A 24,681-nucleotide genomic window follows, 5' to 3' on the forward strand; every position below is an offset into this window, starting at 1 on the left:
AGCAATAAATATTGTTTATAGGCGTTTATCTTGAAAATCAAAACTAATATTATGAAAAGTAGGTGGATAATAATACTTGCGGCTGCAGTTGCACTTAGCCCATCATGCAAAAAGGGGAGCAAGAGTGAGCGGTCGCTTTTACCCAATGTAACCGGAAGTGCTAATGAGCTTGTGGTAATACTGCCAAAAGCACTTCATGGCGATTCACTGGGTAAGCTGTATAGCGATATTTTAACTGAGGATGTTCCCTTTTTGCCTCAAAGCGAGCCTAGGTTCGATATGGTGATGATTCCACCCGAAGCGTTTACCGATATCTTTAAGCCACATCGTAACATAATTTTTAACGATATAGTTAAGGGTGCCAAGGAGGCAAAAATGTCTCTTAAAAGAGATGTTTGGGCTGCACCTCAAACCATTCTTTACATCTCGGGGCCTAGCTATAAATCAATTTACGACCTCCTACTAAAGGAGCGCGATAAAGTTGTAAGCATTTTTGAGCAGGCTGAACGCGATAGGGTGATACAGAATGCCATTACTTATGAAGAAAAGCCCATTAGGGAAGCACTTGAAAAGAAGTATGGTGTTTCGATGTATTTCCCTAAAGGCTACAGGCTGAACTTTGACCACGACACTATTGCTTGGATATCCTATGAAACTCCGCTTACAAGCCAGGGCATTATTCTTTACACATTCCCCTATACAGCAAAAAATACCTTTACGGTTGACTACCTTTTGGCTAAGCGCAATGAGTTTGTTAAAACCATTAGTGGTCCAACTCAGGGCTCGTATATGACTACCAGCAGCGTTATTGTTCCGCAACTTACCGATATGATGTTCAAAAATCGTTATTACGGAGTTATGCGTGGTTTGTGGGATGTATATAAGCATCCAATGGGTGGACCATTCATCAGCCATATTACTGTTGATGAGGAACGCCAAAGGGTTATTGTTGCTGAGGCATACGTTTATGCTCCATCAAAGGAGAAACGTAATTACCTCCGACAGGTTGAGGCTTTGCTCTACACCATGGAGATTATTAAAAAGTAAATCTTCTTCAATTAAATTACTTTTAATTTAACCACTAAAAAAAGGGGTGCAGATAATGCACCCCTTTACTTTGCGAATATTTATTTAATAGCCGTATCAACCAGTTCATCAACAAAGGCTTTTATGGAACGCGAATCGGTAGCACCATAAAAGTCGTAGAAGTATTCAATTAAGTATTTTTTGATTTCATCCTTGCCCATTTTCTGTTTTACAAGGATTGGAATAATGGTCATAAACTCATTGGTTACAGTTTCCTTGTCAACAAAGGCCAGATTAAACTTTGTAATCTCCTCGCTGGTTTTTGTGTTCCTTTCGTATAGGTAAACTGCAACCGAAGGTATCTCGTTTTGGGTAATTACGCCGGCATTTGTGTTTACAAGCTTATCGCGTTCAATGAAAAGCGTTGTGTTTTCATATCCAATCTTTTTTGAAACCGGATTGTTATTCACCCGGTAGTAGAATACCACGAACTTATTTTCATCAATGGGGTAGGATTGGGGGTTAATTGGAACAGCAATATTATCGCCAATAATGGTGAACTTGTCATTGCCAAAGTAGGAACGGAGGTCGGAAACGGTGGTTTCATCGGGGCGGTAACGCTCAGCCATAAGGCTTCTGCGCTTGGTGGGAACAGCAATATCCTTAACCATGGCCGATAGCTGTTGAATGGTTTCAGGAGCTGGTGGCTCATGCAGCTTAATCATGTAACGCCCCATGTTTTGTCCAATGGATATTACGTAGGAGTCAAACGAGTCGAACGTTACCTTGTCCGATGGTTGAAGCACATCGCCAGCTTTAAGCTGAGTTCCTGTTTTGTTGTTGGTTACCACACCGTTTATTCTTGTAACAATAAACGATTCCTGTGCCTGCACACTAACCGATATGGCAAGCAAAAGGACTGTTAAAAGGTGAACTACTGGTTTCATGGCTAAATTTTTTAGTTACATAATCAAATAATATACCAAAGTTACACTTTTCAAATTAACTCTTACCGTTTTTCCATTAATTATCACTACTATCCAACTAAAATTTTGAAATTACTTTAACCTTGGTTTAGTCTATCCTCCATGAGGAATAGAAAAAGTTAGAGTTTGTTTTATCTCAACGTTTCATCGCGTGTGAATGCCAGCGGTTTGTCATTCCAAGCTAATCGGGGAATCTCGATTTATTTAAGATTTAAAATTTAAGATTTAAAAACTCAACAGTTATCACACGTCTTTGGACACGCACATTAATCGCCCTGAAAGGGCAAATCAAACCAGCCCAGGGTTTTAACCCTGGGTATTGTTGTATTCAAAATTTTGGGCGATGCACGCAATACATATTCCAAAGAGCAACACTGAAACGTTGCATCGCAAAGGAAAAGCATTGCAAAGAGCCATTCACATGTTCTTTCTTGTCTTGTTACAAGAAAGATCCAAAGAAAATCAAGGCTGAAAAGCCCGACCCGATGGGTGCCCCGCGGGTGGAACTGCTGCGCGATACAATTCACCACGCCTGCGGCGTGACTCATGTGGTATCGCTTACTAAGCCCACCGCCACGTTCCACCCCCGACCCATTGCCGGGTCAGGCTTTTATGCCTCTGCTTACACCATTCCTTACTCGTTAAGGAATCTCATTGATTAATAAAGGGGATGAGGGGACAATGAGATGCTTCAGTTAGCTCAGCATGACAACGGAGTAGAAAAAGTAAGCGTTTTGTCATCCCGAGCGCAGTCGAGGGTTTTCATCAAATGGTAAAAGGTACAAAGCGATGCTTCGACATGGCTTAGCATGACAAAGGGTGTTAGGGATATTGTCATTCCGAGCTGGTTGAGGAATCTCAATTAATAAAGAGTTGTAAGTTCAATGAGATGTTTCGACTGGGCTCAGCATGACAAAGGGCTTTTTCCCTAACGCTCAAAATGATATATCCTTAACTACGTATATAGGAAATTTATTCTTGAATCACTTCTTCTTTCTACTACCTTATTTACGTTTCCCCTTGTTTAAGCAAACACAATTATAGGAATGGTCAATCCAATCCAAAATCAATGCATCGGGTATTGACCCATCTATTGCTATAGTGTTCCAGTGGCGTTTATTCATGTGATAGCCGGGTTGAACAGCCATGTATTTTTCACGCAGCTCTATGGCGAGTTCAGGATCGCATTTAAGGTTAAGCTGTGTGTCCCCACTAAGGTTAACCATGGCAAAGATTTTCCCGTTCACCTTGAAAACCAGGGTGTCGTCGTCGAACGGAAAACTTTCAGTGACATCTGGTTTTGATATGCAATGCTCTCTAATCAGTTCAATATTCATGGGTCTGTAATTGCTGAAGATTATAGTGTTGGGTAAAATGCATCTTCAATATGCTCAATCTCAGGTGGTAAGCCATGGTTGATTACAATTGAAACAATATCGAATCGCACATCACAATCAAGGTTATGCCTTTGGACATACTCGTCGGCAGCCTCAACAATCATTCTTTGCTTTTTCCGTTTAACCGATTCCTTGGGCTCCTCCCAGTAGTGGGTACTTCGGGTTTTAACCTCCACTATAACAAGGGTGTCGTTTAGCTGTGTCACCAAATCGAGTTCCTTGTGGCCAAAGTGCCAGTTCCTGTGTAAAATTTTATATCCCTTTGCAGCCAAGTAACTCGCAGCAATTTCTTCGCCCTTACTGCCTAAATCCTTGTTGCCACCAATTTTTTCTACCATTCTATGAAACAATTTTTAACAAAAATCGATATAAATTTTTGTTGATCAACTCTTTTTTGGGCTTGCGGTTTATTTGCTACATAGCATTCTTCACTTTACTGCTATCCACAAACGCCTACTCAAAGGTAGGCGGTTTTGAGGGTAAAGTCAATATTGTTCGCGAGGGTGCATACGATACCATAGAGGTTGAGGTTTACATTAAGGGCAACTTAATACGTGTTAACGAGTTTAGTAAAGGTGGTAAGTTGATACGGTCCTACATTGCCAATGTGGAAAGTGGATCAACCTACCTGGTATCATTCAGCAATAGGATGTACTCCAAAGTTAAGGTAGATAATTCTCCCGCAATTTCAAATGTTAGTATTCTAAAGTCAGAGAACTATATTGAAATTAATGGTATCAGGTGTTACCAGAGGAGGGTAAAAAACGTAGCCACTCAAACTGAAACAACATATTGGGTCTCGGAAACAAAGTACGACTTTGCTCCTAAACTTTTCAGTGCATTGGCCAATGCTGGATCAGCTATTGAAGAATTGGTAAGTTTACCACAACCCGAAGGGATATTGCCATTGATGGTAATTGACCGTACCCGGTTCCGGAAACTGCGAAGCAGCATAAAGGTTTTAAGTATTACACCCATGCAGATTTCGCAAACCCTGTTTACTATTCCGGTTGGGTTTAATGAGCTAATATCAAGTTAAACTCCTGTAAAATCCTACTTTTGCCCCTTCATCGCTAACCTTTAATTCAACGGTTCTACCAATAATTAAAGGGAGGTTAGGCTCTGCGTGTCCAGCAGGAAATCCAAAGCAAACAGGTATTCGGTACTCCTTAACAGCGCTGTAAATAATTTCGTAGGCATCGGAACCAAAAGGTTCGCTGTTATCCTTCATGTCGCTAAAGTGTCCTACAATAAGCCCGGCAATTGATTTAAGCTTGCCTGAACGCTTTAGCTGCATAATCATGCGGTCAATATGGTAGAGGTACTCATCAACATCTTCAATGAATAGAATTCTACCGCTATAGGACATCTCGCTTGTTGTGCCACTGAGCGATGAAAGGATGGAAAGGTTTCCGCCAATGAGAACCCCAGTGGCATGTCCAGGAAGGTTTAAGGGATGGTGTTTTAATTCGTAGTGCAGGGCCTCACCTTTTAAAGCGCTAATCAGCGCCATGGTCGATTGGTTTCCTTGAACAGAATCGGGGAAATTGATGGGCATGGTGGCATGGAGCGTTTCAATGCCAAACCAGCCAGTAATTAAGCTGTGCAAGAAGGTGATGTCGCTATAGCCAATAATCCATTTTGGGTTATGTTGAAGCTTCCGTAAGTTTAATAAATCCAATATTCTTACCGTGCCGTATCCTCCGCGAGCACAAAGAATAGCTTTCACGGATTGATCTTCAATCATCTCCATTAAATCCTGAGCTCTCTCGCCATCGGTGCCGGCAAACTGGTAGTGTTTAGAGTAAAGGTGTGGTGCTGTTTTAACTAAAAAACCCTGTGATGTTAAAAACCTAATGGCCGGCTGTAGCTCATCACGGGTTATTGATCGAGCTGGAGCAACAATCCCTATTGTATCGCCTGGTTGTAGGTATGGGGGTGTTATGTTTTCCATGCACCTGTTGTAAAAAAATGGACTTTAAAGTTAGATTATTTTTTGAAATAAATCTCATTTTTGTCATTAAGGTTTTACTTATTCACCTTGAAATACTTTTCGGTTCTTTAAAGAAAATCAATTAGATTTGTGGCACTAAATAGCTGGGTATGGATACATATGCATTGGTTGCCTACAAAGTCACACCTACAGCTTTTTTAGTAAACACCATTGAAATACTAAGATATTTAATACAAGACAGATGAACTCATTTAAGCGTTACCTGATTACATCGGCTTTGCCCTACGCAAATGGACCTGTTCATATAGGTCACCTTGCCGGAGTTTACATACCATCCGATATTTTTACCCGCTACCTAAGAGCTAAAGGAGTTGAGGTAATCTCGGTGTGCGGATCCGATGAGCATGGGGTACCTATTACAATTAAGGCACGTCAGGAAAACACCTCACCCCAAGCTGTTGTTGATAAGTATAACGCAATCATCAAGGATTCCTTTGAGAGGTTTGGCATTGCCTTCGACATTTACTCCCGAACAACCTCAAAGGTGCACTATGACACTGCCAGTGAATTTTTCCGGAAGCTATACGATAAGGGTGTATTCATTGAGAAATCAACGGAACAGTACTACGATGAGGAGGTAGGTCAATTCCTGGCCGATAGGTATATCATGGGAACTTGTCCACATTGCGGAAACGACCGCGCCTACGGCGACCAGTGCGAAAAATGCGGCACAAGCCTTAGTCCAACCGATTTAAAAGACCCCCGGTCCATGCTCAGTGGGTCAAAGCCTGTGATGAAGGAAACCAAACACTGGTTCTTACCACTAGACCGTTTCCAACCCGATTTGGAAAAATGGATTCTGGAAGAGCATAAGGAATGGAAACCAAATGTTTACGGACAGTGCAAGAGTTGGCTCGATCAAGGCCTACAGCCACGTGCCGTTAGCCGCGATTTAGATTGGGGTGTTCCCGTGCCGGTTGAAGGGGCTACTGGAAAGGTGCTATATGTATGGTTCGATGCTCCAATTGGATATATTTCTGCAACAAAGGAGTTAACACCAAACTGGGAGAAGTACTGGAAGGATCCTGAAACCAGGCTAATCCATTTTATCGGAAAGGATAATATTGTTTTCCATTGCATCATTTTCCCTGCTATGCTTAAGGCAGAGGGTAGCTATATACTACCCGATAACGTTCCTGCCAATGAGTTCCTTAACCTTGAGGGCGATAAAATATCTACCTCGCGTAACTGGGCTGTATGGCTTCATGAGTACCTCGATGAGTTTCCCGGTAAACAGGATGTGCTCAGGTACGTTCTTACCGCCAACATGCCCGAAACCAAGGATAACGATTTCACCTGGAAGGATTTCCAAACCCGTAATAACAGTGAATTGGTTGCAATTCTGGGTAACTTTGTAAACCGTGCAATGGTTCTTACACAGAAGTATTTTGATTCAAAGGTGCCTGCAATTGCCGAACTTGACAATTACGACCGCGAAACCCTGGCCGAGATACCCAAGCTTAAACAGTCCATAGAGCAAAACCTTGATGAATTCCGCTTCCGCGAAGCATTGAAGGAGGCAATGAACCTTGCCCGTCTTGGTAATAAGTATCTTGCCGACACTGAACCCTGGAAGGTTTACAAAACAAACCCACAAAGGGTTGCAACCATACTGAACATTTCCATGCAGATTACTGCTAACCTTGGAGTATTATTAGAGCCTTTCCTTCCATTTACCGCTGAAAAGATTAGAGCAATGGTAAACCTAAATGGGAAGGACTGGAATTTGGCAGGTGGCGATAATCTTTTGTTGCCTGGTCACCAGCTGAACGAGCCATCGCTTCTGTTTGATAAGATTGAAGACGACGTTATTGAGAGGCAGCTCGAAAAGTTACGGAAAGCTAAAGAGGCTAACGAGAGGGCAAATATCAAGGTAACCCCCTTGAAAGATTCAGTTACCTACGATGAGTTTTCCAAAATGGACATTCGCATTGCTAAGGTTCTTGAGGCAGAGAGGGTACCGAAAACACAAAAGTTGTTAAAGCTGAAAATTGATACCGGAGTCGATACCCGTACTATTGTTTCGGGCATAGCTGAGTTCTTTACGCCCGAGCAAATGGTTGGAAAACAGGTAGTAGTTCTGGCAAACCTTGAGCCAAGAACCATCAGAGGAATTGAGTCGCATGGAATGATTCTTATGGCCGAGGATGTAGATGGAAGGTTACAGCTGGTTATACCGGCCGATTCGGTATCAAATGGTTCAACAGTAAAGTAAACCTGAACATGCATGGTTATCAGGGCCGCCACTTTTGGCGGCCTTTTTGTTATTATTCATTACAGCTTAGCAATATTGGTTTACCATTTCCTAAAAACAATTATTGATTGCTGTAAAGCTATAGTTCACGAGTTAAATGGTAACGTACTCCTATTGATGAAAAGGATCCTTTTGCCTTCATGTGTTTCAATCAATCTTAAATATGGTTACTTGTCAAATTGAGCGAAGCTAAACACATAACTAACCTTGCAGAGAAAGATATTCATAGTTTCTGGCAAACACGGTAATTTGCAATCAATGTCGTTTAGTTAACAAACATATACATGCCTGTCATCCTGAGCGCAGCGAAGGATCTCTAATCGTTCCCATGAGATGTTTCGCTTAGTTCAACATGACATTACCCTCACTAACAACCATCAACTGTCAGCCATCAACTAAATAAGTTTCACAGGATTTCAAAGTGTAACATGGTGTTACACAGAATGGCATTTACGAACAACGATACACGAACAACGTACACCGTTTCCAGCCCCGTAGGGGCGTAAAATTTGTAACACTATGGAACTCCCGTATGTAAAGCGATGCACGCTATGATATTCCAAAGAGCGAAATTGAATCGTTGCATCGCAAAGGAAAAACATTGCAAAGAGTGATTTTCATGTTCTTTCTTGTCTTGATTCAAGAAAGAACCAAAGAAAATCAAGGCTGAAAAGCCCGACCCGATGGGTACCCCGCGGGTGGAACTGCCACGCGATACAATTCGCCACGCCTGTGGCGTGACTCATGTGGTATCGCTTACTAAGCCCACCGCTATGTTCCACCCCCGACCCATTGCCGGGTCAGGCTTTTATGCCACTGCTTGCTTCTTCGGCCCCATTCCTTCTCAGGAAATAGGGCTGGGATGATGCCGTTTTCTATATTTAACCTAGACGACCCCTCTAAATCTCCCCTGAAAGGGGAGACTTTAACTCTGCAAAAAGGTCTCCTAAATGCTTATCCCCTCTCCTATCAGGAGAGGGGAGGGGGTGAGGTCATTTCCCACGACTAAAGAACATCGCTTCCAGCCCCGTAGGGGCGTAATATTTGTAACACCATGATTATTCCCACATGTATAGCGATGCACGCAATACATTTTCCAAAGAGTAAGGGGAAAGCGTTGCATCGCAACAGAAAAGCATGGCAAAGAGCGATTGTCGTAAAACCAATCAAAAGGAATTAAGGGAGATAGAGATGCTTCGGCTAGCTCAGCATGACAAGTGAGCAGAAAGGAAGATAGGTTTTTTGTCATCCCGAGCAAAGTCGGGGGATCTCTTCGAAAGATTGAGGAAAATGAGCAATGAGATGCTTCGGCGAAGTCTATCCCTATAAATCAGGACTCAGCAAGACAGCGTAATGTTTCTCTTGCGCGCAACATGACAAATAACCTTAACTAAACAACATTGAATTAGCAATGGTCATTAACTAGTACCAAACATACCGTGGCAATAACGAGTTTTCCTGCCAAAAAGAGCTGTTCAATGCATTGTTCATAATTTAAAAGAACAACATTTCGGAGGTTCAAAGTTTTATTTGAACGAATAATCACCATTTAAAAACAACTTTTGTTAACGCTCATTAACAATTGGGTTAGGGGTGAAATTTCTACCTGCCCTACATGTTGAACTGAATTTTTTGAAAATCAAACCTTAAACCAAACTGATATGAAAAGAAACATTTTATTGCTTAGCATTTTTGTGCTTGGAACCATGGTGGCTATGGCCGATTACAATCCTGCCAATAATGGTAGTGCTTCCAAAATGAAGACCGGAAACCGAAATGCATCAACCACAACCGATGCTCCCTTTTACAACCCAGCAGGAACCGTTTGGGGAAACGACGGGTTTACCCTTGAGTTCTCTACAATTCCTTTCTACTCCACCAAAAGCATTTTCGATAATGGTAATTTTACCGCTAATAATTTAGAGTACAAGAGTAAAACCAGTTCGCTTCTTTATCCAGCACTAAATCTTACCTATAAAAAGGATAGGTTTGCGCTATTTATGTTTGCAGGAATCACCAATGGTGGTGGCGCCGGCAATTATAACGATGGATTACCAACATTTGAGCGTTTGGGTTATTTCAATGTGATTACTGGTATAATGGGTGGATTGCTGCCTGGCGCAGTAACCGATTATGGTGTTAAAACTAGTTTTAAAGGTTCTGCTTATGGTGTAGGGGGTTGGCTAGGTGCAGCCTATCGTGTTAACGATTGGTTATCGGTTGGTGGCGCTTTTCAGTATTCCCGCCAGATGAACCATCAGGAGGGTTGGTTGGATATCACCTATACCCCTACACCATCTGCTGTACCTATTCCACGGACTGAAATAGATGTAGATTTTACAGGTCAAAGTTTTGGTTTTATTGGAAGCGTTGACCTAAAACCTATGCCAAATCTACTAATAGCAAATACTTTCCGCTACTTCACTGAAATGGAACTTGAAACCAGGGTTAATGATAACAAAAGTGGTGGATTATTTACCGATGGCGATACGGTGAAATCAACCTATGTCCCAACATATAACCTTGGCGTGGCCTATAATGCTAACGAAAAGCTAACCTTGCACTATAACATGAATGTTTCACTATACTCCATGCTCTCACTCGATGAGGATGTTGATGGAGTTAACGTTGCCGAATACTACCATAATGGTATCGATTTTGGGGTTGCTGCTGAGTACCAGTTTACCGAAAAGTTCAACTGGGGTGTTGGCTGTACATATGCTCCCTATAAGATGAAAAGGCAATATCAATCGGAAATGGAATTTGAGAATAACACCATTTGGCTCAACACTGGCGCTAGCTTAAAGCTAAAGGAAAACTTAGGTTTCGACTTAGGGTTCCAGGTTGGTTTGGCTACACAAGAGCGTAAAGTAGAATCAACCGAATGGGTTGTTCCTTTTAATCAGAAATATGAAAACGGACCATCATACTCTATGGGAATTGGTTTCTGGTACAAGTTTTAGGAAGGGTAGATAGTCTATGTAATAGAGGTTGTCCTAATGGGCAACCTCTATTTCTATCTTTATTTCAGTGTTGTTTAGTTAAGGTTATTAGTCATGTTGCGCGCAAGCGAAACATTACGCTGTCATGCTGAGTCCCGATTTACCGGGAAAGACTTCGCCGAAGCATCTCTTTGTATTTTCATTCCTTCTGTTAATGAAATTCCTCAACCCCAAAGGAATGATATTAGCAATGGCATAAAAGCCAGACCCGGCAATGGGTCGGGGGTGGAACGTGGCGGTGGGTTTTGTAAGCGATACCACATGAGTCACGCCGAAGGCGTGGCGAATTGTATCGCGTGGCAGTTCCACACGCGGGGTACCCATCGGGTCGGGCTTTTCAGCCTTGATTTTCTTTGGTTCTTTCTTGTATCAAGACAAGAAAGAACGTGTAAATCACTTTTTGCAATGTTTTTCCTTTGCGATGCAAAGCCTCACCCTTGCTCTTTGGCATATGCATTGCGTGCATCGCTATACGTGTGGGAGTAGCCACGGTGTTACAAATGTTTAGCCCCTACGGGGCTGGAAACGTTGTTCGTTGCTCGTGAAACTATTGTCATGTTGAGCTAAGCGAAACATCTCATGGGATCGATTAGGGTTCCTTCGCTTCACTCAGAATGACAAAAGGTATGTATATTTTTCTTAGCTAAACGACATTTATCTTTATTTTAAAAAAGTTGAACGTATTTTTTTGAAAACCATAACCCAACCATTTTGATTTAACCCAAATAATTTTATACATTTGTTAGTTAAACCCCAAACACCCTACAGCATTGGAATTGAATGCTATAGTGCAAAAAATTTTGCAAACCAACGATTATGTTAGCCTTCCGGGGCTTGGCAGTATTGTACGGAAGTACGAATCCGCTCGGCTAGCCAACGATGGCAAAACGCTTCTGCCTCCTAAGGAATACTTTGTTTTTGACCCTAACCGAACATTTAACGATGAGGCACTTGAGAATTACCTTGAAGCAAGTTATGGTCTTTCAAAAAGCGAGGCAAGTAGAAGAGTTGAAGAGTTTTGTCAAACTCTTTTGAATAGCGTAAAACAGAATAAAACAGTTTCTATTCCCGGAATAGGTTCACTCAAAACTGGGGTTGATGGAGGAATTGAACTGATTGCCGATGATACTCTAGCAACAACATTCCTACCACCAGTTGATATTGTTGTTAGCCATCAAGGAACTGCAAAGGTTGAAGCTAATCAGGATTTTGGTACATCCATGCCAACTTATCGCAAGGAAGATAAATCCACTCCTACAGTTAATGTTGAATCAGCACCATCAAATATTCCTGCAACTCCCAAAAAGTCTCAGCGGTCGTTTGCAGCAGGTTTATTTGCTGCTGTTATGGTTATAGGTGTTGTTGCAGCATTTATCTTTATTCCTGAATTAAGATTCTGGGAAGGGAACAAGTCCGAAAACGTTTCGCAAGTGGCAGTAGTTGTTCCTGATGAAAGCAATCCACCTAGCAATCATGAGGAGCCGTTAAATGTAGTCAAATCCGATTCGGCTTCAGTTCAAAATCAATCAACCGATAGTTCCATATATGCTGTTTCAAGGAGCGAAGTGAAACAACACACAAGTGTAATAGTTCCAATTGATAAAAAAAGTGCCCTTTTATTTCAGGATAAACCTATCGAGGAGAGTAAGACTTTCTATATTGTAATTGGCAGTTTTGCTAGCCGCGATAACGCCCAAAAGTTAATTGATGAGGTATCGCGTTTGGGCTATAAACCATTCATTTTACCGGGCAACAATGTTTACAGAGTGATAATATACCAATTTACTAATCGCGATAGAGCCTTGAGGGAATTGGAGCGAGTGCGTGGTTTGCACTTAACCTCACAAGCCTGGCTTTTAACCCTTTAGTTATACTCCACACACATAATATCTTAACCGATGGCAATTATCGAGATTGAGAACATGGAGTTTTACGCTTACCATGGATGCTACAAAGAGGAACAAGTTGTAGGGAATCATTTTCAGGTAAGCATCTTAATTGAGGTCGAAACACAAGCGGCTCAACTTACCGATAATTTAAATGATACTGTGAATTATCAGGTTGTTTACAATCTGATCAAAGAGGAAATGCAGCTAAAATCTAAGCTGCTTGAGCATGTTGCGGAGCGTATTGTTTCAGCTATACACAATAAATTCAAAAACGTGGAAAGGGTATGGGTAAAAGTTTCAAAGTTAAACCCACCACTCGGAGGAAAAGTTGAAAAGGTGAGCGTTTCGCTTGAACGCAAGTTTTGAAAGCCCACAAAAATTTGCAGGATTAATTTTTTTTGTATCTTTGCAGTGCCAAAGGGTACCGTGGCCGAGAGGTTAGGCACTGGTCTGCAAAACCACGTACAGCGGTTCGAATCCGCTCGGTACCTCAGAAAAGCCCCCAAAGGGGCTTTTTTTATTTCTTCCGATTGTGTAAACCGCACTCTTTGGTCTCGGGGTTCTCCCACCACCAACGGCCGGCTCTAACATCCTCACCGGGTTCAATGGCTCTGGTACAAGGTTGGCAGCCAATACTTGGAAAACCTTTGTCATGCAAGGGGTTGTAGGGCACCCCATTAGCTTTAATATACTCCCAAACGTCCTGTTCGCTCCAATCAATAAGCGGGTTAAGCTTAATAAGGCCGTTAGCCTCGTCCCACTCAACCATTTGGTTTTCGGTTCGGGTAGCTGACTGGTTGCGGCGCAAACCACATATCCAAACCTCTAACCCTTTGAAAGCCCTTTTCAAGGGCTCTATTTTGCGAATCCTACAGCACTCCTTCCTATTCTCAATACTTTGGTAAAACAGATTAATTCCCTTTTCGGTGACCATTCTCTCAACTTCGGCTGGCGATGGAAAGTATATTTCAATATTCTTTTTGTACCTCAGCGAGGTGCGCTCAATAAGTTCGTAGGTTTCGTAGAATAATCGTCCCGTGTCAAGGGTGAAAATTTTTACTTCAGGGTCAATCCTCATTACCATATCGGTAAGCACCTGATCTTCCGCACCCATGCTGGAACTCAGAGCAATTCTCCCTTTATACTCATTCAGGAACCATGTAAGCACCTGAAGGGCATCTTTCCCTTTGAACTCTTCGTTTAAAACTAATGCTCTCTCTCTCATTGTTTTGATTTTAACACTCCAAACGATAAATTAGAAACACAAAACTTCAAATTAATGTAAAAAAATTGACTTTGGTATTATAATTTACTAACTTGCTCATTATGCAAATTTAAAATAATACAAAATGAAGAAAATCTACACATTAATTTTATCGCTATTCACACTAACGGCATGGTCGCAGGACGTACCAATGCAGGTAATTGCCGCTGGAGGTGGATACTTTGAAAACTCATCAGCAGGGCTATCAATTAGTTGGACACTGGGCGAGGTTGCCTATACTACCCTCACATCAGCTGATTTTATTTTGACTCAGGGATTCCAGCAGGGAAACCTGTTTGCCACATCGGTTGATAAACCTGAAATTACTCAAAACGACATTACCATATACCCTAATCCGGTAAGGGATTACGTAAAGGTTAAATTTGAAATACCCAATGCGAGCGGTAAAGCAACATTTGACTTATATGATATAACTGGACGCAAGGTTATTTCAAAGGTTATGAATGTTGAGCAATCGGTACCCACTGAGCTAAATCTATCGGAGATGCGTTCAGGCATTTATCTGCTAAAAGTAACGCTGGAGAAGGATAATCTGAATCGGATTGTTAAACTGGTAAAGGAGTAACTTACCCTTTTTATAGCCTTTTAAAAGTCTAACCAAAACTTTTTAGCCATGAAAAATATTGGCATGGTGTTGTTATCTTTTCTGATAACCATTGGCGCAATGTCGCAATCTCCAAGAGCATTCAATTACCAAGGTGTAATAAGAAACTCTAGTGGAGAGGTTTTAGCAAACCAACAGGTAACTTTTAGATTTAGCCTAACAAATAATGATGCCAGCACAGTTTACTACTCAGAGAGTAGGATTTCAGCCACAAATGGGCTGGGCATTGTAAACGTTCCAATTGGTTTAGGCGATATTATTCAAGGAAATTTTTCAGAGATTCCATGGGAAAGTGGAGATATTTACTTAAAAGTTGAAATAATGCCTGAGGGTGCTGCAGGATTTACCGACATGGGAATACAGCGATTGTTATCGGTTCCTTATGCATTATTTGCTTCCGATGGTATATCGATGAAATGGCTTGGTTCATTGCCAAACCCTCCTGCTTTCCCATCGCGAAATGAGGCATACTACAATACTATGAACAAGGCTTCATTCATTTGGGATGGCGATTCATGGGAAATACTGGCACTGGATGGTTTGCCCGGGATTCAAGGTGCTCAGGGCGATCAAGGGCCTGCGGGGCCAAAGGGCGAACCGGGAGAACCTGGGTTAGATGGCATTTCGATTGTTTGGTTGGGTTCATTTGATAATGAACCAATTGCACCTAATTTAAATAATGCTTACTATAACACTACTACAAAAAAATCATATGTCTGGGACGGCGATTCCTGGGAAATTATTGCTCAAGACGGCGAAGTTGGACCAGTTGGCCTCCAAGGGCCTCAGGGATTACAGGGCCCACAAGGGCAGCCTGGTTCAAATGGTATTTCGTTGATTTGGTTAGGAGCTTTAGCTGATGCACCCTCTAATCCAGGTATAAATCACGCATATTACAACAGCACCGAAAAGAAATCGTACGTTTATAACGGAGTGGGGTGGGATATTATAGCTCAGGATGGTGCCATTGGGCCACAGGGGCCGCAAGGAGAACAAGGCCCTCAAGGTGATCCCGGCGTAAATGGAATTTCTGTCCAGTGGTTGGGCAGCCTCGCAAGCGCTCCTGGATCCCCTCAGCTAAACCAGGCCTACTATAATACCACCAGCAAGATATCGTACATCTGGGACGGCGATTCGTGGGAGATACTTGCCCAGGACGGTTTGCCAGGCGCTCAGGGGCCTCAGGGCCCAGAAGGACCTCAGGGCCCAGCGGGTACGGGTTTAAATAATCGAGGCGACTGGGTAAGCGGGACTACCTATGATCCGGGAGATTACGTATTTGCGTTGAACTCTGGCGGGACTGCAAACAGCATGTGGATTCTAGAGGGCTCCTCACCTTACCTTTCTACCCTTCAGCCCCGAGTGGATCCCGACCACTGGGTAGAGTTTGAGGCTCCAACTGGCCCTGCTGGCCAGGATGGTATATCGATACAGTGGTTAGGAACGCTTCCTGCCTCCCCCTCCTCACCAACAACCAACCAAGCATACTACAACTCTGCCGACAAAAAAGCATACATATGGGATGGCGATTCGTGGGAAATCCTGGCACAGGATGGAGAACAGGGCCCCCCGGGTCCCCTGGTTGCCGGGACCACAGGCCAAACCCTACGCCACGACGGGACGTCCTGGGCGGCCAGTAGCCTGATATATAACAACGCTACAAATATTGGTATAAATACCACTACACCAACCCAGCGCCTCGACGTTAATGGAAATATGAGATTGCGGGGATTGCTTGTTGATTACGGTAATAGTTCCGGTACATCGGGGCAGTACCTTAGCAGAGGGACAAGTGGGGTGGTATGGCAAACCCCTAGCTGGGTGACAGGAAGCGGCGTAAGCGGCCAGATGGCGGTGTGGAATGGTGCAAGCAGCATCACAAACCTGCCAAACCTTACATTTGCCCAAGGCCTGGTAGTGGTAGGTAACCCAACAGCAAACCCCGATGATCCAATATTTGAGGTGAAGAACAGCAATGGCGAGGTAATTTTTGGGGTTTACCAGGAAGGGGTACGCATAAATATAAGGGATGAGGCCATTAAAGGAGCCAAGGGTGGCTTTGCGGTAGGGGGACTTACCGGAGCGAAGGGCGGTTTGGTAGAGTACCTGCGTATAACACCCGATAGCGCCAGAGTATATGTTAAGCAGAGCCCCAGCATCAAGGGTGCCAAGGGCGGTTTTGCCGTGGGAGGGCTGACCGGGGCCAAAGAAGTTGTATCGCAGGACCTACTGTTTGTCAACCCCGACTCGGCCAGGATATACTTGAACGAGAACCCCACCAAAGGGGCGAAAGGCGGTTTTGCTGTAGGTGGGCTCACAAACGGGAAAAGCACCGCACAACTCATTCAACTAACTAAGGATAATTACCTTATTGGATATGAAGCGGGGATGTCAATTACCACAGGGCTATACAACTCTTTTCTGGGGTACCAGACTGGCAAGCTGAACAATGCAGGAAACTGGAACACTTTCCTAGGTTACCAGGCAGGGTTGAATAATACTGGAAGCGATAATACATTTATTGGCTACCAGGCGGGTATGGCGCATACCACCAAGGGTGGGAATGTTTACATTGGGAGCAAGGCAGGTTCCAATGCCACAAACGGTGAACGTAACGTTTTCATTGGTGAGTCAGCAGGGTACTCAATTGTAAGTGGCTTAAAGAACGTCTTTATTGGGTTTGAGTCGGGATACTCAACCTCTACCGGAAACTACAATGTTTTTCTAGGAACAACAACGGGTAGAGCTAATACTTCAGGCTCCAGCAACGTATTTGTAGGTATAGGAAGTGGATTTAATAATACAACTGGTTCCAATAATGTTTTTTTGGGTACTAGCAGCGGCTTAAGCAATATTTCCGGAAATTTCAACACCTTTCTTGGTTACGATGCGGGTTACTCAAATACTGCAAGCTACAACCTATTTGTAGGCTATCAAGCTGGTCGAGCAAACACTTCAGGTACTTATAATACCTTTTTGGGCTTCCAGTCGGGGTATGCAAATGTTGATGGTTCCAATAATATTTTTATTGGCTTAAGGGCCGGGATGTCAAACACATCAGCTGGTAATAATGTATTTATTGGTAACGAAAGCGGCAGATATAATACCACTGGCACTAACAACTCTTTTCTTGGCAATTATGCTGGTAGAGCTAATACTACAGGTAATAGCAACGTATTTATAGGTAATCAGAGTGGACGGAGTAATACTACTGGAAATTCTAATATAGCTATAGGTGATTATGCAGGTTATTCCAATCAAACTGGTGTTAGTAACATTATTTTGGGCAAAGCTGCTGGTTACACAGGTACTAATCTTCAGTACAATGTTTTTATTGGCGATAGCACTGGGTACTCAACATCATCAACTTATGCAACTACTAATGTGTTCATTGGCTATGCAGCAGGTCGCTTCAACAACAGCTATAATAATGTTTACATTGGTAATAAAGCAGGTTACTCTTGTATAACCGGCCAAAATAACATCGCTATTGGCGATTTAGCTGGATTCAAGAATACCTCAAGCCAAAATATATTCATTGGTACATCGGCTGGTGAGAATAATACTGAAGGTTACTTCAATATTATGATAGGTAGGTGGACAGGGAAAAACAACACCACAGGACATCAACAGATATTGATTGGCGGTGGAGCAGGTAGTTCGTTAACAACAGGTAATGAGAATGTAATAATTGGTACTAATGCTGGTTCAATAAATTCAACTGGTTCAGGGAATATTTACTTAGGAACCTCTGCCGGTTGGAGTAACACCGGGTCAAAGAATGTCTTTATTGGATACAAAATTGGTTATGGGACATTCCAGAACGTATCTAATGCTCTTGTTATTGGCACCGATGTTAACCCTAGCACTCCCTTAATCTATGGCGAATTTGACAATAAAAAATTAAAGTTTAATGCAAATGTTGGGGTTAATGTTGATCCAACCGGCTCCAAACTTTTTTCTTATGACGATAGAACTAATGCAGTTGACGATCCAGCTGTACTAGGTGAACATAAACTTAACACTACTGGTTGGGGTATAGGCGTAAAAGGCGATGGTGGATATATGGGAGTATACGGTGTAGCAAGTGTAGCCGGCACAGGAACACGATACGGTGTTTATGGCTATGGTGCAAATGGAACTACCAACTATGCTGGTTATTTTTCCGGAAATGTTTATGTATCAGGAACATTCACAAATCCATCGGATGAGAGATTGAAAAACAATATTACTCCATTGAAAGGTTCATTGGCAAAGCTTAGTAAAATTACAGGCGTTACCTTTGAATGGAAGAGTAATGAGGAAATAAAGGGAATTGTTTCCGACAAAGAGTCTAATAAAGGGATTGAAAAATTCAATTTCCCCGTTGGAACCCAGATAGGCGTGATAGCTCAAGATGTTGAGAAAGTTTTTCCTGAGCTAGTTCAAACCGATGAAAATGGGGTTAAGTCGGTCGATTATGTTAAGTTAGTTCCGGTTTTAATAGAATCGATTAAAGAACAGCAACAGCAAATAAACAACCTTCAGGAGCAGATTAATGAATTACAAAGGCTTTTGATTGAAGTAGTAAAACAGAATAAATGATTTATCAAAGGGGTGAGCAATGCAAAGGCTCACCCCTAAATCTTTTTTTATAAGATATTTTAAGCGTTCCCTTTTGTGACATTAAACTTTCCCTGCCTTTTAGTTATAACCCTAAATTGAAAAGATAATGAATAAACTTAAGGTTTTGCTGCTTTTCATGGTGGTTGCAATAACTACTGCAGCACAGCAACCCGCTGGGTTCAGCTACCAGGCCGTGCTCCGCAACAGCAGCGGACAGGTGCTGGCCAACCAGAACATAACCCTCAGGCTGAGCCTGACCAATGTCAGCGGCTCAACGTCATACTACTCCGAGAGCCACGCACTAGAGACTACCGCCCAGGGTGTGGTAAGCCTAACCGTTGGCGGAGGGACAGTGTTATCTGGTGGGCTGGGCGATGTTCCATGGTCAACCCAAACCATCCATTTACATGTAGAGGTGAGTACCGATGGGGTTAACTATAGCGATATGGGATCTAAAGCGGTACAACCTGTACCGTATACAATCTTCTCGGACAGCGCTAGGGTGTCGTATCGTTCGGCCGAGAGCACTATCTCCCTTTTCGCCGATTCGGCGGCTCGGGCTGGTTATGCGGATAGTATTAACCTGCGCTTTTCGCGCAACTTAGTGGTAGTGGGTAACGAACCCGCCAACCCCGACGATCCCATATTTGAGGTGAAGAACAGCAAGGGAGAGGTGCTCTTTGGCGTATACCAGGAGGGGGTAAGGGTAAATATCCCCGACAGCGCCATAACCAAAGGGGCCAAGGGTGGGTTTGCAGTGGGCGGCCTGACAGGCGCAAAGGGAGAGCCGGTTGAGTACCTGCGTATAACCCCCGATAGCGCCAGGGTATATGTTAAGCAGAGCACCGGCATCAAGGGTGCCAAGGGCGGCTTTGCCGTGGGAGGGCTGACCGGAGCTAAGGAGGTTGTATCGCAGGACCTGCTGTTTGTCAACCCCGATTCTGCTAGGTTTTACATTAACGAGAATCCGAGTAAGGGCGCCAAGGGTGGCTTTGCTGTGGGTGGACTCACCAACGGGAAAACTAGTGCTCAACTCATCCAGCTAACCAAGGATAACTACCTTATTGGCTATGAGGCTGGTATGTCAATTACCTCAGGGTTATACAATTCCTTTTTAGGGTATCAAGCAGGGAGGTTGAACAATGAAGGCAATTTGAACACTTTTCTTGGTTATCAAGCAGGATTGAATAATACTGGAAGCGATAATACTTTTATTGGCTACCAGGCAGGCATGGCGCATACCACCAAGGGAGGGAATGTTTACATTGGGAGCAAAGCGGGATCGAATGCTATAAACGGTGAGCGAAATGTTTTTATTGGAGAGTCGGCTGGTTTTTCTATTAACACAGGATTTAAGAATGTGTTCGTCGGTTTCGAATCAGGATACCTCACCACCGATGGCGCTTACAATGTATTCTTGGGGACAACGGCTGGTAGGTCAAATACAACGGGTTCCAGCAATGTGTTTATTGGAATTGGAAGTGGTTATAGCAATACTACAGGAGCAAACAATGTTTTTTTGGGTACCAGTAGTGGATTGAGCAATGTTTCCGGAAACTACAACACTTTTCTTGGTTTCAATGCTGGCTACTCAAATACTGCAAGTTACAACTTATTTGTGGGCTATCGGGCCGGTTATGCAAATACTTCTGGTACTTACAATACCTTTTTGGGTTACCAAGCGGGTTATGCAAATATCGATGGTTCAAGCAATATCTTTATTGGACTCCGAGCAGGATACTCAAATACTTCGGCAAGTAATAATGTTTTCCTAGGTAATGAATCGGGGCGCTATAACTCAACAGGGACAAATAATGCATTTATGGGTTACTTAGCCGGACAAGCAAACACAAGCGGAAGCAGTAACGTTTTTATAGGAAACGAAGCAGGAAAAAGTAATTCAACTGGTTCAAGTAATGTTTTTATTGGCGACTCAGCCGGTTATAGCAACACAAACAGTTACAATGTTTTTTTAGGGAAGGGTAGCGGTAAAGCTAATACATCTGGAGCAAGAAATATATTTATTGGTACTCAGGCAGGACATAAAAATTTAACGGGTGTAAACAATGTTTTTCTTGGAAACCTCGCTGGTTATTCAAATACCGCAAGCAACAATGTATTTATTGGAACCGAAGCTGGAAAGATGAATACTACCGGAAGTATAAACACCTATATTGGATATAATGCGGGTCTTAATAATACATCTGGTTATTGGAATATTTTCATTGGTCACTCTGCTGGCAAATCGAACACAACCGCATATCAAAATTTGGCTATTGGCTACCTTGCGGGAGCAAGTAATCAAACGGCAACAAACCAATTCTTTATTGGAAATTTTTCGGGGCAATATCTTACCGATGGGAACAGCTATGGAAATACCTTTATAGGTCATGGAACAGGTACTAATACTACTTATTCCCAAAATAACACCTATGTTGGGTATTGGGCGGCTTACAATAACCCTACAGGGGTTAACAATACCTATTTGGGCTATGGTACTGGCGGCGCTGGATCGTCTTCAGGAAACGTATTAATTGGCGCATATGCTGGAACTAATATTGATGCTGGTGCTGATAATAATGTTTTTGTTGGAGTAGGCGCAGGTTATCATAATACAGGTACCGGTAATGTTTTTATAGGTGCTAATGTATGTTCAAACCAGGCATCGTACAATAACGCTGATAATATCCTGATGATACACAACTCAAATACTGCTTCACCCCTTATTGGTGGTGACTTTACTAATAAACGATTAGGGATAGGCCGAATGCCAACAACCTATGCCCTTGAAGTAGCCGGCACAATTTGGGCAAATGGCTCTACAATAGTGGCTGGATCAACCACATGGTCAGATGCTCGTTTTAAAAAGAACATTACGCCTATTGAAAACCCAATTACACTAGTTAAAGGGTTAAAAGGTGTTTACTATGACTGGGATTATAGTGCGTACCCCGATCGAAAATTTTCAAAGGGACACCAAATAGGTTTCATTGCTCAGGATATTGAAAAGATTCTTCCAGAGGTTGTGTTAAAAGGCGAAGATGGTTTCCTTTCAGTTGATTACGGAAAGGTAACACCCTTGCTCCTTGAAGCAATAAAAGAACAACAAACTATAATTGAATCACAGGAGAAGAGAATAAATGAATTGCAAGGGCAGATTCAGCAGCTCAAAGAAATTGTGTCTGGTTTAATGAAATGATTTTTTGGGGTAAAACGTTTAAAATGTCAACGGCTATGAAGTCCATAATAAACACTGCACTATTTACTTTTATTGTAACGTTTGTCGCAGCGCAGCAACCCGTTGGGTTCAGCTACCAGGCCGTGCTCCGCAACAGCAGCGGGCAGGTGCTGGCCAACCAGAACGTGACCCTCAGGCTGAGCATAACCAGCCCCGATGGCTCCACCACTTACTACGCGGAGAGCCATGCCGTGAACACCGGCCCCTACGGGCTGGTAGGCCTCACCGTGGGCGGGGGAACGCCCCTATCGGGCAGCTTAGGGGAGGTGCCCTGGGGAAGTAATGAAACCAGGCTAAAGGTGGAGCTGAGCACTGACGGGGGCAGCACCTTCAGCAGTTTGGGCAGCCAGAGGATACAGCCCGTACCCATGGCCGTGTACGCCGATAGCGCCAACCTGAGGTTTACCAGGAACCTGGTGGTGGTGGGCAACGACCCCGCCAACCCCGACGACCCCATATTTGAGGTGAAGAACAGCAAGGGCGAGGTGCTCTTTGGCGTGTACCAGGAGGGGGTAAGGGTAAATATCCCCGACAGCGCCATAACCAAAGGCGCCAAGGGTGGGTTTGCAGTGGGCGGCCTGACCGGCGCAAAGGGAGAGCCGGTTGAGTACCTGCGTATAACCCCCGATAGCGCCAGGGTATATGTTAAGCAGAAAACTACCACCAAGGGTGCCAAGGGCGGCTTTGCCGTGGGAGGGCTGACCGGAGCCAAGGAGGTTGTATCGCAGAACCTGCTGTTTGTCAACCCCGACTCTGCTAGGTTTTACATTAACGAGAACCCGGGTAAAGGTGCCAAGGGTGGCTTTGCCGTGGGTGGACTCACCAACGGGAAGACTAGTGCTCAGCTCATTCAGCTAACCAAAGATAACTATTTGATAGGCTATGAAGCCGGGGCAAGCATGAGTTCAGGTATCTATAACTCCTTTCTTGGTTATCAGGCTGGGAAAAACAACAGTACAGGAAACCTTAATACTTTTTTGGGGTATCAGGCAGGATTAAATAATCAGGGTAGCGACAACACCTTTATTGGGTACCAAGCAGGGATGATGCATACCTCAAAAGGAGGGAACGTCTACATTGGTAGTAAAGCTGGGGCAAATGCTGTTAATGGTGAACGAAATGTACTTATTGGTGAATCGGCGGGTTATTCTCTATCCTCGGGTACTAAAAATGTTTTTATTGGGTATGAAACGGGGTATAATACATCAACAGGCTACAATAATGTTTTTATGGGGACTAGGACTGGATTTTCCAATACATCCGGAAGAAGTAATGTTTATATTGGCGACAGTACTGCCGTTAAAAATACATATGGTAGTAAAAATGTTTTTTTGGGTAACTATGCTGGTTTGAATAATACAGGAGGCGATAATAATGTTTACATAGGGTTTGAGGCTGGATATTCTGGCCAGTGGGCTTCGCAAAATATCTGCATTGGAAACTATTCTGGATACTCAAATACAACAAGTCAAAACCTATTTATTGGGGAGTATGCAGGTGAAAAGAATACTACAGGAACAAGAAACTCCTTTGTAGGCTTTTTTGCTGGGCAGAATAACCTTACGGGTGGGCAAAATTCATATTTTGGACAGTTTGCTGGAATGGATAACACTAAAAGCTACAATACCTTCATTGGATACTGGGCTGGGGGTGATAATATAGATGGAGAAAAGAATGCTTTTTTAGGTTACAGGAGTGGACAGGGTAGCAACGGGTCTAACAATGTATTCCTTGGTTACCAAGCGGGTGAAGGTAATACTGGCTCAAATAATGTACTAATTGGATATCAAGCTGGATATTATTCTGGTAATGTTTCCAACGTACTTTACATAGCCAATTCGTCGTCGAGCCCACCGTTAATATACGGTAATTTTTCTACTGGGAACGTTGGACTAGGTACAGTTTCTCCTGACAAAAAACTTCATGTAGTGGGTGATGCCCGTGTTACTGGAAGTATTTACTACGGAACAGGAACATCAACATATACAAAGCCTGATTTCGTTTTTAACCCTGATTACAAAGAATTTTACGATCCCTTGTCGGTTGAGCGTTTTATACGCTTAAACGGTCATTTACCCTGGTTAACAAAAGCATCGGAGGAGAAGGATGGCATTAACCTAACCCGCATGCAGTTTGAAACGGTTGAAACTGTTGAAAACCTTCAACTGCAAATTATTCAGCAGCAAAAAGAGATAGAGGAGTTAAAAAGAGCGAACAGCGAATTGGAAAAAAAATTCAAGGCCGAACTTGAATCCCTCAAAGCGCTTCTTCAGGCCAAGTAAAAAAAGCCAAGTAATACAACAGTGTCTGCCCCCAAAAAGGGGCAGATTTTTTTAACTTTTCTGTCAAAAATCGATATAAATATTTGACAATGAAAAGGG

The 24,681-nt window shown here is 43.1% G+C and carries 18 protein-coding genes and 1 tRNA gene; 13 read left to right on the top strand and 6 right to left on the bottom strand.

Going from position 1 to position 24,681, the window contains the following annotated elements:
* The first annotated feature begins 51 nt into the window (after nucleotides 1–51).
* Nucleotides 52–1,047 (top strand): DUF4837 family protein, encoded by a 996-nt coding sequence (locus AB6811_RS05820; RefSeq protein WP_369489502.1) that lies wholly within the window; start codon nucleotides 52–54, stop codon nucleotides 1,045–1,047.
* An 80-nt stretch (nucleotides 1,048–1,127) separates the two neighbouring features.
* On the opposite strand, the gene AB6811_RS05825 is transcribed toward AB6811_RS05820, so the two are convergent.
* On the bottom strand, nucleotides 1,128–1,973 hold the full coding sequence (locus AB6811_RS05825) for a hypothetical protein (protein ID WP_369489503.1): 846 nt from the start codon (nucleotides 1,971–1,973) through the stop codon (nucleotides 1,128–1,130).
* Nucleotides 1,974–2,497: 524 nt separating this feature from the next.
* On the opposite strand from AB6811_RS05825, the gene AB6811_RS05830 reads away from it, so the two are divergent.
* The gene (locus tag AB6811_RS05830; RefSeq protein WP_369489504.1) at nucleotides 2,498–2,674 is read left to right on the top strand and encodes a hypothetical protein; all 177 of its coding nucleotides are present in this window, start codon (nucleotides 2,498–2,500) and stop codon (nucleotides 2,672–2,674) included.
* Nucleotides 2,675–3,016: 342 nt separating this feature from the next.
* On the opposite strand, the gene AB6811_RS05835 is transcribed toward AB6811_RS05830, so the two are convergent.
* Nucleotides 3,017–3,349, bottom strand: coding sequence for an MmcQ/YjbR family DNA-binding protein (locus AB6811_RS05835; RefSeq protein ID WP_369489505.1), 333 nt, complete (start codon nucleotides 3,347–3,349; stop codon nucleotides 3,017–3,019).
* 20 nt (nucleotides 3,350–3,369) lie between these two features.
* The gene (locus AB6811_RS05840) at nucleotides 3,370–3,747 is read right to left on the bottom strand and encodes a YraN family protein (RefSeq protein WP_369489506.1); all 378 of its coding nucleotides are present in this window, start codon (nucleotides 3,745–3,747) and stop codon (nucleotides 3,370–3,372) included.
* A 62-nt stretch (nucleotides 3,748–3,809) separates the two neighbouring features.
* Here AB6811_RS05840 and AB6811_RS05845 point away from each other — a divergent pair, with 62 nt between their 5' ends.
* A complete protein-coding gene (locus AB6811_RS05845) occupies nucleotides 3,810–4,448 on the top strand; it encodes a hypothetical protein (protein ID WP_369489507.1) in 639 nt (212 codons plus the stop codon).
* On the opposite strand, the gene AB6811_RS05850 is transcribed toward AB6811_RS05845, so the two are convergent.
* Nucleotides 4,440–5,363 carry a S66 peptidase family protein gene (locus tag AB6811_RS05850; RefSeq protein WP_369489508.1) on the bottom strand — a complete coding sequence of 308 codons (924 nt, stop codon included), beginning with the start codon at nucleotides 5,361–5,363 and terminating at the stop codon, nucleotides 4,440–4,442. The two genes, AB6811_RS05845 and AB6811_RS05850, sit on opposite strands and share 9 nt — an antisense overlap.
* A gap of 241 nt (nucleotides 5,364–5,604) precedes the next feature.
* On the opposite strand from AB6811_RS05850, the gene metG reads away from it, so the two are divergent.
* The 3 genes from metG to AB6811_RS05865 all read left to right on the top strand — a co-directional run bounded on the left by metG (nucleotide 5,605) and on the right by AB6811_RS05865 (nucleotide 10,640).
* Nucleotides 5,605–7,638 carry a methionine--tRNA ligase gene (gene metG / locus AB6811_RS05855; protein WP_369489509.1) on the top strand — a complete coding sequence of 678 codons (2,034 nt, stop codon included), beginning with the start codon at nucleotides 5,605–5,607 and terminating at the stop codon, nucleotides 7,636–7,638.
* A gap of 722 nt (nucleotides 7,639–8,360) precedes the next feature.
* Nucleotides 8,361–8,543, top strand: a complete 183-nt coding sequence (locus AB6811_RS05860) for a hypothetical protein (protein ID WP_369489510.1) — start codon at nucleotides 8,361–8,363, stop codon at nucleotides 8,541–8,543.
* A 795-nt stretch (nucleotides 8,544–9,338) separates the two neighbouring features.
* The gene (locus tag AB6811_RS05865) at nucleotides 9,339–10,640 is read left to right on the top strand and encodes an OmpP1/FadL family transporter (protein ID WP_369489511.1); all 1,302 of its coding nucleotides are present in this window, start codon (nucleotides 9,339–9,341) and stop codon (nucleotides 10,638–10,640) included.
* 114 nt (nucleotides 10,641–10,754) lie between these two features.
* Here AB6811_RS05865 and AB6811_RS05870 read toward each other — a convergent pair whose 3' ends face one another.
* A complete protein-coding gene (locus AB6811_RS05870; protein WP_369489512.1) occupies nucleotides 10,755–11,003 on the bottom strand; it encodes a hypothetical protein in 249 nt (82 codons plus the stop codon).
* A gap of 452 nt (nucleotides 11,004–11,455) precedes the next feature.
* Between AB6811_RS05870 and AB6811_RS05875 the strand changes: the two genes are divergently transcribed.
* From AB6811_RS05875 to AB6811_RS05885, 3 genes are all read left to right on the top strand, one after another.
* A complete protein-coding gene (locus tag AB6811_RS05875) occupies nucleotides 11,456–12,547 on the top strand; it encodes an SPOR domain-containing protein (RefSeq protein ID WP_369489595.1) in 1,092 nt (363 codons plus the stop codon).
* Nucleotides 12,548–12,577: 30 nt separating this feature from the next.
* Nucleotides 12,578–12,934, top strand: coding sequence for a dihydroneopterin aldolase (folB, locus tag AB6811_RS05880; RefSeq protein ID WP_369489513.1), 357 nt, complete (start codon nucleotides 12,578–12,580; stop codon nucleotides 12,932–12,934).
* Nucleotides 12,935–12,988: 54 nt separating this feature from the next.
* Nucleotides 12,989–13,059: transfer RNA gene (locus AB6811_RS05885), tRNA-Cys, on the top strand.
* Between the two features lie 26 nt (nucleotides 13,060–13,085).
* On the opposite strand, the gene AB6811_RS05890 is transcribed toward AB6811_RS05885, so the two are convergent.
* Nucleotides 13,086–13,793, bottom strand: a complete 708-nt coding sequence (locus AB6811_RS05890) for a phosphoadenylyl-sulfate reductase (protein ID WP_369489514.1) — start codon at nucleotides 13,791–13,793, stop codon at nucleotides 13,086–13,088.
* Nucleotides 13,794–13,917: 124 nt separating this feature from the next.
* On the opposite strand from AB6811_RS05890, the gene AB6811_RS05895 reads away from it, so the two are divergent.
* The 4 genes from AB6811_RS05895 to AB6811_RS05910 all read left to right on the top strand — a co-directional run bounded on the left by AB6811_RS05895 (nucleotide 13,918) and on the right by AB6811_RS05910 (nucleotide 24,582).
* Nucleotides 13,918–14,418 carry a T9SS type A sorting domain-containing protein gene (locus AB6811_RS05895; RefSeq protein ID WP_369489515.1) on the top strand — a complete coding sequence of 167 codons (501 nt, stop codon included), beginning with the start codon at nucleotides 13,918–13,920 and terminating at the stop codon, nucleotides 14,416–14,418.
* Between the two features lie 48 nt (nucleotides 14,419–14,466).
* Nucleotides 14,467–19,041: a tail fiber domain-containing protein gene (locus AB6811_RS05900; protein WP_369489516.1), complete on the top strand. Its 4,575-nt coding sequence runs from the start codon at nucleotides 14,467–14,469 to the stop codon at nucleotides 19,039–19,041.
* 127 nt (nucleotides 19,042–19,168) lie between these two features.
* Nucleotides 19,169–22,261, top strand: coding sequence for a tail fiber domain-containing protein (locus AB6811_RS05905; RefSeq protein ID WP_369489517.1), 3,093 nt, complete (start codon nucleotides 19,169–19,171; stop codon nucleotides 22,259–22,261).
* 35 nt (nucleotides 22,262–22,296) lie between these two features.
* A complete protein-coding gene (locus AB6811_RS05910; protein WP_369489518.1) occupies nucleotides 22,297–24,582 on the top strand; it encodes an autotransporter outer membrane beta-barrel domain-containing protein in 2,286 nt (761 codons plus the stop codon).
* Nucleotides 24,583–24,681 lie beyond the last annotated feature (99 nt).

The organism is Tenuifilum sp. 4138str (assembly GCF_041102575.1).
Taxonomy (GTDB): domain Bacteria; phylum Bacteroidota; class Bacteroidia; order Bacteroidales; family Tenuifilaceae; genus Tenuifilum; species Tenuifilum osseticum.